We start from the raw sequence: 10000 nt of genomic DNA, 5'->3' as shown, positions 1-10000 counted from the left end.
AGGGTTTTCTTGGAAGTCTGATTAGGGATACTATCAGCGCCGCCGAAGCTTTGCTGTACTATCAGGTTCATCATCTCGTGCGGATTTTCCAACACAAAATTTAACTACACCCTTTAACGCACTATTCCGTAAGTGCGCGATCCTTTCACTACTCCGTCACCCCATCGAAATTATAACAGGTACTGGAATATTCACCAGTTTGCCATCGACTACCCCTTTCGGGTTTGCCTAAGGACCCGACTAACCCTGATCCGATTAGCGTTGATCAGGAACCCTTAGTCTTACGGCGAAAAGATTTTTCATCTTTTTTATCGTTACTTATGCCTACATTTTCTTTTCCAAACGCTCCAGCATACCTCGCGGTACACCTTCGATGCAGATTGGAATGCTCCCCTACCGATTGTGTTAACACAATCCTAAAGCTTCGGTTGTATGTTTGATGCCCGATTATTTTCCGTGCCCAAACCCTCGACCAGTGAGCTGTTACGCACTCTTTAAATGAATGGCTGCTTCCAAGCCAACATCCTGCTGTTTTAGGGTTTGAACTTCGTTTGTTCAACTTAACATACGATTAGGGACCTTAGCTGTTAATCTGGGTTATTTCCCTCTCGGCCACGGACCTTAGCGCCCGCAGCCTCACTCCTGGAGAATATATCATAGCATTCGGAGTTTATTAGGGTTTGGTAGGCGGTGAAGCCCCTAGCCCAATTAGTAGCTCTACCTCTATGATACGTCTGTAATCCAAGGCTGTTCCTAAAAACATTTCGGGGAGAACGAGCTATCTCTCAGTTTGATTGGCCTTTCACCCCTATCCACAGGTCATCCCATAGCTTTTCAACGCTAATGAGTTCGGTCCTCCAGTTTGTGTTACCAAACCTTCAACCTGCCCATGGATAGATCACAAAGTTTCGCGTCTACCCCCACTGACTGTACGCTCTGTTAGAACTCGCTTTCGCTTCGGCTCCGTTACTGAAGAACTTAACCTCGCCAGTGAGGAGTAACTCGTAGGCTCATTATGCAAAAGGCACGCCGTCACATATTGCTATGCTCCGACCGCTTGTAGGCGCACGGTTTCAGGTACTATTTCACTCTTCTGTTCGAAGTGCTTTTCACCTTTCCCTTACGGTACTGGTTCACTATCGGTCTCTAGGGAGTATTTAGCCTTACCAGATGGTGCTGGCAGATTCACACAGGATTCCTCCGGTCCCGCGCTACTCAGGATACCACTCGTCCATCAGAATTTCTGCCTACAGGACTATCACCTGCTAGGGTTCATCTTTCCAGATGATTCAGCTTGATCTGACTTTCTAAATGTGGTCCTACAACCCCGGTAAGAATTGCTTCGTACCGGTTTGGGCTATTCCCCGTTCGCTCGCCACTACTTAGGGAATCATTATTTATTTTCTTTTCCTGCAGGTACTTAGATGTTTCAGTTCCCTGCGTTGGCTCCTTGCGGGTGACATACCTTCAGTATGCCGGGTTGTCCCATTCGGAAATCTACGGATGTAGCGGTCGTTTGCACCTCCCCGTAGCTTATCGCAGCTTACCACGTCCTTCTTCGCCTCCTAGAGCCTAGGCATCCACCATGCGCCCTTATTCGCTTTAAAAATCTTAATTCATTGATACTTCGTGTATACAACTATTTGTTTCCCAATATGTCAAAGAGCTAAGTTTTCTTACCTCGGCAGACCGTTTGCTGATCGTTCATCAGTGTGACGGTAACTACCTCGTAGCGGTAGAAAAATTTTTAAGAAGATGATCAGGTTATGAACCTGTAGACCATCAACATTTTTGACGTCTCATCTTAGCATTTGTAAAGAACTTCTTTTTCTGCAAACCACCCTGTTTCGATGGGAGTGCAAAGGTAGTAATTATTTCTTTACTTCCAACTTTTATTCCATCATTTTTTCTGACTATTTTTCGTCGTGATATTATCATAACTACTTAAATATCAGCTTCCGATGAAGCGTTGGTATTCGTATTTTGAAGAGCTTATTGTGCTTTTTTCAAAGCGGACTGCAAAGATACAGCTTGCATTCATTGCAACAAAATTTCTTTCAGATATTTTTTCCAATCTGTCATATCTTTTATCCAGCCTTAAATAGAGAACTTATTTGTGATGAAGATGATGTGTCCTGGTTGAGAACAGCGCTCACTTATAGAGAAAGAAAAAGTCCCGGCATGTACCGGGACTTTCTTAATAAATATGGCAGCTACCTACTCTCCCGCATTGTGGTGCAGTACCATCGGCCATGAGGGGCTTAACTTCTCTGTTCGGAATGGGAAGAGGTGAACACCCTCGGCAAAACCACCATAAGATCTTTAAATCCTATAGGTCTTTTAAACCTTGTTCAGACTAATATTTTACATATTGGGAATAGTTGTACAACGATATCAAAATAAAATTAAAGCTTACGGGCAATTAGTACTACTCGGCTTTGATGTTACCACCTTTACACCTGTAGCCTATCAACGTCGTAGTCTTCGACGACCCTTAAAAGTAAACTCATCTTAAGGAAGGTTTCACGCTTAGATGCTTTCAGCGTTTATCCTGTCCGTACATAGCTACTCGGCACTGCACCTGGCGGCACAACCGATACACCAGCGGTACGTACGACCCGGTCCTCTCGTACTAAGGTCATGTCCTCTCAATTTACTAACGATCACAACAGATAGGGACCGAACTGTCTTGCGACGTTCTGAACCCAGTTCACGTGCCACTTTAATCGGCGAACAGCCGAACCCTTGGGACCTTCTCCAGCCCCAGGATGTGACGAACCGACATCGAGGTGCCAAACCTCCCCGTCGATATGAGCTCTTGGGGGAGATCAGCCTGTTATCCCCGGAGTACCTTTTATCCTTTGAGCGACGGCCCTTCCATACAGAACCGCCGGATCACTTTAGCCTGCTTTCGCACCTGCTCGGCTTGTTGGCCTCACAGTCAAGCACCCTTATACTAATGCGCTCTGCGTACGATTACCAACCGTACTGAGGGTACCTTTGCGAGCCTCCGTTACTTTTTAGAGGCGACCACCCCAGTCAAACTACCCACCAAACAATGTCCTCGCTATGCGAGTTAGACTCTAAACAACAGAAGGTTGGTATTTCAACGTTGACTCCACAACTCCCGGCGAAGCTGCTTCATAGTCTCCCAACTATCCTACACATCTGTGGTTCAAAATCAATGTTAAGTTGTAGTGAAGGTTCACGGGGTCTTTCCGTCCCGTTGCGATTAACCGGCATCTTCACCGATACTACAATTTCACCGAGCTCGTGGTAGAGACAGTGTGCAACTCATTAGACCATTCGTGCAGGTCGGAACTTACCCGACAAGGAATTTCGCTACCTTAGGACCGTTATAGTTACGGCCGCCGTTTACTGGGGCTTCAGTCAGAAGCTTTGGCTTGCGCCGAACATCCTTCCTTAACCTTCCAGCACCGGGCAGGTATCAGGCTCTATACGTCATCATCTTTCGATTTTGCAGGGCCCTGTGTTTTTGTTAAACAGTTGGTTGCACCATTTTACTGAGACCGCATCACTGCGGTACGCCTTATCCCGAAGTTACAGCGTCAATTTGCCTAGTTCCTTTACCACGGATCACTCGAGCGCCTTAGGATATTCTCCTCGACTACCTGTGTCGGTTTACGGTACGGGCTGTTATAACCTAGCCTTAGAGGGTTTTCTTGGAAGTCTGATTAGGGATACTATCAGCGCCGCCGAAGCTTTGCTGTACTATCAGGTTCATCATCTCGTGCGGATTTTCCAACACAAAATTTAACTACACCCTTTAACGCACTATTCCGTAAGTGCGCGATCCTTTCACTACTCCGTCACCCCATCGAAATTATAACAGGTACTGGAATATTCACCAGTTTGCCATCGACTACCCCTTTCGGGTTTGCCTAAGGACCCGACTAACCCTGATCCGATTAGCGTTGATCAGGAACCCTTAGTCTTACGGCGAAAAGATTTTTCATCTTTTTTATCGTTACTTATGCCTACATTTTCTTTTCCAAACGCTCCAGCATACCTCGCGGTACACCTTCGATGCAGATTGGAATGCTCCCCTACCGATTGTGTTAACACAATCCTAAAGCTTCGGTTGTATGTTTGATGCCCGATTATTTTCCGTGCCCAAACCCTCGACCAGTGAGCTGTTACGCACTCTTTAAATGAATGGCTGCTTCCAAGCCAACATCCTGGCTGTTTTAGGGTTTGAACTTCGTTTGTTCAACTTAACATACGATTAGGGACCTTAGCTGTTAATCTGGGTTATTTCCCTCTCGGCCACGGACCTTAGCGCCCGCAGCCTCACTCCTGGAGAATATATCATAGCATTCGGAGTTTATTAGGGTTTGGTAGGCGGTGAAGCCCCCTAGCCCAATTAGTAGCTCTACCTCTATGATACGTCTGTAATCCAAGGCTGTTCCTAAAAACATTTCGGGGAGAACGAGCTATCTCTCAGTTTGATTGGCCTTTCACCCCTATCCACAGGTCATCCCATAGCTTTTCAACGCTAATGAGTTCGGTCCTCCAGTTTGTGTTACCAAACCTTCAACCTGCCCATGGATAGATCACAAAGTTTCGCGTCTACCCCCACTGACTGTACGCTCTGTTAGAACTCGCTTTCGCTTCGGCTCCGTTACTGAAGAACTTAACCTCGCCAGTGAGGAGTAACTCGTAGGCTCATTATGCAAAAGGCACGCCGTCACATATTGCTATGCTCCGACCGCTTGTAGGCGCACGGTTTCAGGTACTATTTCACTCTTCTGTTCGAAGTGCTTTTCACCTTTCCCTTACGGTACTGGTTCACTATCGGTCTCTAGGGAGTATTTAGCCTTACCAGATGGTGCTGGCAGATTCACACAGGATTCCTCCGGTCCCGCGCTACTCAGGATACCACTCGTCCATCAGAATTTCTGCCTACAGGACTATCACCTGCTAGGGTTCATCTTTCCAGATGATTCAGCTTGATCTGACTTTCTAAATGTGGTCCTACAACCCCGGTAAGAATTGCTTCGTACCGGTTTGGGCTATTCCCCGTTCGCTCGCCACTACTTAGGGAATCATTATTTATTTTCTTTTCCTGCAGGTACTTAGATGTTTCAGTTCCCTGCGTTGGCTCCCTTGCGGGTGACATACCTTCAGTATGCCGGGTTGTCCCATTCGGAAATCTACGGATGTAGCGGTCGTTTGCACCTCCCCGTAGCTTATCGCAGCTTACCACGTCCTTCTTCGCCTCCTAGAGCCTAGGCATCCACCATGCGCCCTTATTCGCTTTAAAAATCTTAATTCATTGATACTTCGTGTATACAACTATTTGTTTCCCAATATGTCAAAGAGCTAAGTTTTCTTACCTCGGCAAACCGTTTGCTGATCGTTCATCAGTGTGACGGTAGCTACCTCGTAACGGTAGAAAATTTTTAAGAAGATGACCAGGTTATGAACCTGCAGGTCTTACACCTCATCTTATTTGTTTAAAGAACTAAACAATGAAGATATTGAAAGCAACAGCGCAGGTATATGCGCTCTAAAAGGAGGTATTCCAGCCGCACCTTCCGATACGGCTACCTTGTTACGACTTAGCCCCAATTACCGATTTTACCCTAGGCGGCTCCTTGCGGTTACCGACTTCAGGTCCCCCCGGCTTTCATGGCTTGACGGGCGGTGTGTACAAGGTCCGGGAACGTATTCACCGTATCATTGCTGATATACGATTACTAGCGATTCCAGCTTCATGAGGGCGAGTTGCAGCCCTCAATCTGAACTGAGATGGGATTTTTGAGATTAGCATCCTGTTACCAGGTAGCAGCCCTTTGTTCCCACCATTGTAGCACGTGTGTAGCCCTGGCATAAAGGCCATGATGACTTGACATCATCCCCTCCTTCCTCGCGTCTTACGACGGCAGTTTCATTAGAGTTCCCACCCGAAGTGCTGGCAACTAATGATAGGGGTTGCGCTCGTTGCGGGACTTAACCCAACACCTCACGGCACGAGCTGACGACAGCCATGCAGCACCTTACTGGCAGTGTATTGCTACAAAGGTCCCTTTCAGGACCGGTCTCCCAGCATTCTAGCCCAGGTAAGGTTCCTCGCGTATCATCGAATTAAACCACATGCTCCACCGCTTGTGCGGACCCCGTCAATTCCTTTGAGTTTCAACCTTGCGGTCGTACTTCCCAGGTGGATTACTTAATGCTTTCGCTCAGACACTTATTGTGTATCACAAATGTCGAGTAATCATCGTTTAGGGCGTGGACTACCAGGGTATCTAATCCTGTTTGATCCCCACGCTTTCGTGCCTCAGCGTCAATATTTGTGTAGCCTGCTGCCTTCGCAATCGGTGTTCTATGTCATATCTAAGCATTTCACCGCTACATGACATATTCCGCAAACCTCCACAACATTCAAGACCTATAGTATCCATGGCAGTTTCAAAGTTAAGCTTTGAGATTTCACCACGGACTTACAAGCCCGCCTACGCACCCTTTAAACCCAGTGAATCCGGATAACGCTTGCACCCTCCGTATTACCGCGGCTGCTGGCACGGAGTTAGCCGGTGCTTATTCACTTGGTACCGTCAAGCTTCTTAGAAAAGAAGTGTTTCGTCCCAAATAAAAGAAGTTTACAATCCAGAGGACCTTCATCCTCCACGCGGCATGGCTGGTTCAGACTTGCGTCCATTGACCAATATTCCTTACTGCTGCCTCCCGTAGGAGTCGGGCCCGTGTCTCAGTGCCCGTGTGACTGGTCGCGCTCTCACGCCAGTTACTGATCGTCGGCTTGGTGAGCCGTTACCTCACCAACTACCTAATCAGACGCACGCCCATCTTCAAGCGAAATTCTATAATCACAGCGTGATGCCACTCCGTGATGTTACGAGGTATTAATCCACATTTCTATGGGCTATCCCCCACTTGAAGGAAGGTTGCGTACGTGTTCCGCACCCGTTTGCCGGTCGCCGGCGGTATTGCTACCCCGCTGCCCCTCGACTTGCATGTATTAGGCCTGCCGCTAGCGTTCATCCTGAGCCAGGATCAAACTCTCCATTGTAAAGAAGTTGTTTGAACTGACTAATTTTCTCAAGAAAATCAGACGAGATTTCAATTTAATGTTTTCGCTAACATTACCTGTTTAAATTAACAACCCGAAAGTTGTTATGCTGTTGCTTCAATATTTCAAAGATCATTTTCTATCTACCTGCTCAAGCCCGCTGATTTACATCAGTGTAACCGTGAACGTTACTGGTGAAGAATTTGTGAAGATGTGCTGGTTTCGAACCGGTAGGCCATCATTACTTTATGATGCCGCATCTTATTTTTCAAGTGAAGAACCCAAAGTGCTATTCTTTGCGAAAAGCCCCGTTTGGATGGGAGTGCAAAGGTAGTAATTTTTCTTTACTTCCAACTTTTATTTCATCTTTTTTCTGATTATTTTTTGCTGCGATTTTAATCGTAACAAATTGATTCCCAGTAGTTGATGATGTTGGTGTGACTCGTAATTTGAAGAACTTTATCCCGTTTTTTTCAGAGCGGACTGCAAAGATACAACCCTTAATTTTTACAACAAAATTCTGCTTCATCTTTTTTGAAGATGATGCCATCTTATTGTTGTCCTGGTTTCTTACTAAAACGGTGATGTAAAAGAGAGAAGAGAAAGAAAAAGTCCCGGCATGTACCGGGACTTTCTTAATAAATATGGCAGCTACCTACTCTCCCGCATTGTGGTGCAGTACCATCGGCCATGAGGGGCTTAACTTCTCTGTTCGGAATGGGAAGAGGTGAACACCCTCGGCAAAACCACCATAAGATCTTTAAATCCTATAGGTCTTTTAAACCTTGTTCAGACTAATATTTTACATATTGGGAATAGTTGTACAACGATATCAAAATAAAATTAAAGCTTACGGGCAATTAGTACTACTCGGCTTTGATGTTACCACCTTTACACCTGTAGCCTATCAACGTCGTAGTCTTCGACGACCCTTAAAAGTAAACTCATCTTAAGGAAGGTTTCACGCTTAGATGCTTTCAGCGTTTATCCTGTCCGTACATAGCTACTCGGCACTGCACCTGGCGGCACAACCGATACACCAGCGGTACGTACGACCCGGTCCTCTCGTACTAAGGTCATGTCCTCTCAATTTACTAACGATCACAACAGATAGGGACCGAACTGTCTTGCGACGTTCTGAACCCAGTTCACGTGCCACTTTAATCGGCGAACAGCCGAACCCTTGGGACCTTCTCCAGCCCCAGGATGTGACGAACCGACATCGAGGTGCCAAACCTCCCCGTCGATATGAGCTCTTGGGGAGATCAGCCTGTTATCCCCGGAGTACCTTTTATCCTTTGAGCGACGGCCCTTCCATACAGAACCGCCGGATCACTTTAGCCTGCTTTCGCACCTGCTCGGCTTGTTGGCCTCACAGTCAAGCACCCTTATACTAATGCGCTCTGCGTACGATTACCAACCGTACTGAGGGTACCTTTGCGAGCCTCCGTTACTTTTTAGGAGGCGACCACCCCAGTCAAACTACCCACAAACAATGTCCTCGCTATGCGAGTTAGACTCTAAACAACAGAAGGTTGGTATTTCAACGTTGACTCCACAACTCCTGGCGAAGCTGCTTCATAGTCTCCCAACTATCCTACACATCTGTGGTTCAAAATCAATGTTAAGTTGTAGTGAAGGTTCACGGGGTCTTTCCGTCCCGTTGCGATTAACCGGCATCTTCACCGATACTACAATTTCACCGAGCTCGTGGTAGAGACAGTGTGCAACTCATTAGACCATTCGTGCAGGTCGGAACTTACCCGACAAGGAATTTCGCTACCTTAGGACCGTTATAGTTACGGCCGCCGTTTACTGGGGCTTCAGTCAGAAGCTTTGGCTTGCGCCGAACATCCTTCCTTAACCTTCCAGCACCGGGCAGGTATCAGGCTCTATACGTCATCTTTCGATTTTGCAGGGCCCTGTGTTTTTGTTAAACAGTTGGTTGCACCATTTTACTGAGACCGCATCACTGCGGTACGCCTTATCCCGAAGTTACAGCGTCAATTTGCCTAGTTCCTTTACCACGGATCACTCGAGCGCCTTAGGATATTCTCCTCGACTACCTGTGTCGGTTTACGGTACGGGCTGTTATAACCTAGCCTTAGAGGGTTTTCTTGGAAGTCTGATTAGGGATACTATCAGCGCCGCCGAAGCTTTGCTGTACTATCAGGTTCATCATCTCGTGCGGATTTTCCAACACAAAATTTAACTACACCCTTTAACGCACTATTCCGTAAGTGCGCGATCCTTTCACTACTCCGTCACCCCATCGAAATTATAACAGGTACTGGAATATTCACCAGTTTGCCATCGACTACCCCTTTCGGGTTTGCCTAAGGACCCGACTAACCCTGATCCGATTAGCGTTGATCAGGAACCCTTAGTCTTACGGCGAAAAGATTTTTCATCTTTTTATCGTTACTTATGCCTACATTTTCTTTTCCAAACGCTCCAGCATACCTCGCGGTACACCTTCGATGCAGATTGGAATGCTCCCCTACCGATTGTGTTAACACAATCCTAAAGCTTCGGTTGTATGTTTGATGCCCGATTATTTTCCGTGCCCAAACCCTCGACCAGTGAGCTGTTACGCACTCTTTAAATGAATGGCTGCTTCCAAGCCAACATCCTGGCTGTTTTAGGGTTTGAACTTCGTTTGTTCAACTTAACATACGATTAGGGACCTTAGCTGTTAATCTGGGTTATTTCCCTCTCGGCCACGGACCTTAGCGCCCGCAGCCTCACTCCTGGAGAATATATCATAGCATTCGGAGTTTATTAGGGTTTGGTAGGCGGTGAAGCCCCTAGCCCAATTAGTAGCTCTACCTCTATGATACGTCTGTAATCCAAGGCTGTTCCTAAAAACATTTCGGGGAGAACGAGCTATCTCTCAGTTTGATTGGCCTTTCACCCCTATCCACAGGTCATCCCATAGCTTTTCAA

1 protein-coding gene and 6 rRNA genes (2 of these 7 only partly in view) are annotated in these 10000 nt (G+C 46.7%); all 7 read right to left on the bottom strand.

What is annotated here, in order from left to right:
• Window positions 1-1607, bottom strand: a 23S ribosomal RNA gene (locus MKQ70_RS33115); it reaches 1270 nt to the left of the window's first position.
• 597 nt (window positions 1608-2204) lie between these two features.
• A 5S ribosomal RNA gene (gene rrf, locus MKQ70_RS33110) occupies window positions 2205-2316 on the bottom strand.
• Window positions 2317-2402: 86 nt separating this feature from the next.
• Window positions 2403-5284: ribosomal RNA gene (locus MKQ70_RS33105) — 23S ribosomal RNA — on the bottom strand.
• A 249-nt stretch (window positions 5285-5533) separates the two neighbouring features.
• A 16S ribosomal RNA gene (locus MKQ70_RS33100) occupies window positions 5534-7054 on the bottom strand.
• Window positions 7055-7343: 289 nt separating this feature from the next.
• Entirely contained in the window at window positions 7344-7583 is a 240-nt protein-coding gene (locus MKQ70_RS33095; protein WP_248079372.1) for a hypothetical protein, read from the bottom strand.
• A 113-nt stretch (window positions 7584-7696) separates the two neighbouring features.
• Window positions 7697-7808: ribosomal RNA gene (rrf, locus tag MKQ70_RS33090) — 5S ribosomal RNA — on the bottom strand.
• An 86-nt stretch (window positions 7809-7894) separates the two neighbouring features.
• A 23S ribosomal RNA gene (locus MKQ70_RS33085) occupies window positions 7895-10000 on the bottom strand; it runs 770 nt beyond the window's last position.
• The 16S, 23S and 5S rRNA genes sit together here, the layout of an rRNA operon.

The organism is Chitinophaga sedimenti (genome assembly GCF_023156195.1).
GTDB lineage: Bacteria > Bacteroidota > Bacteroidia > Chitinophagales > Chitinophagaceae > Chitinophaga > Chitinophaga sedimenti.
The sequence above is the reverse complement of the archived record's forward strand: the minus strand, read 5'-3'. Positions and strand labels throughout refer to the sequence as shown.

Excerpts from the sequence above, each read along its gene's own strand:
- MKQ70_RS33095 (WP_248079372.1), bottom strand. The coding sequence starts at position 7,583 with ATGAAGCAGAATTTTGTTGTAAAAATTAAGGGTTGTATCTTTGCAGTC.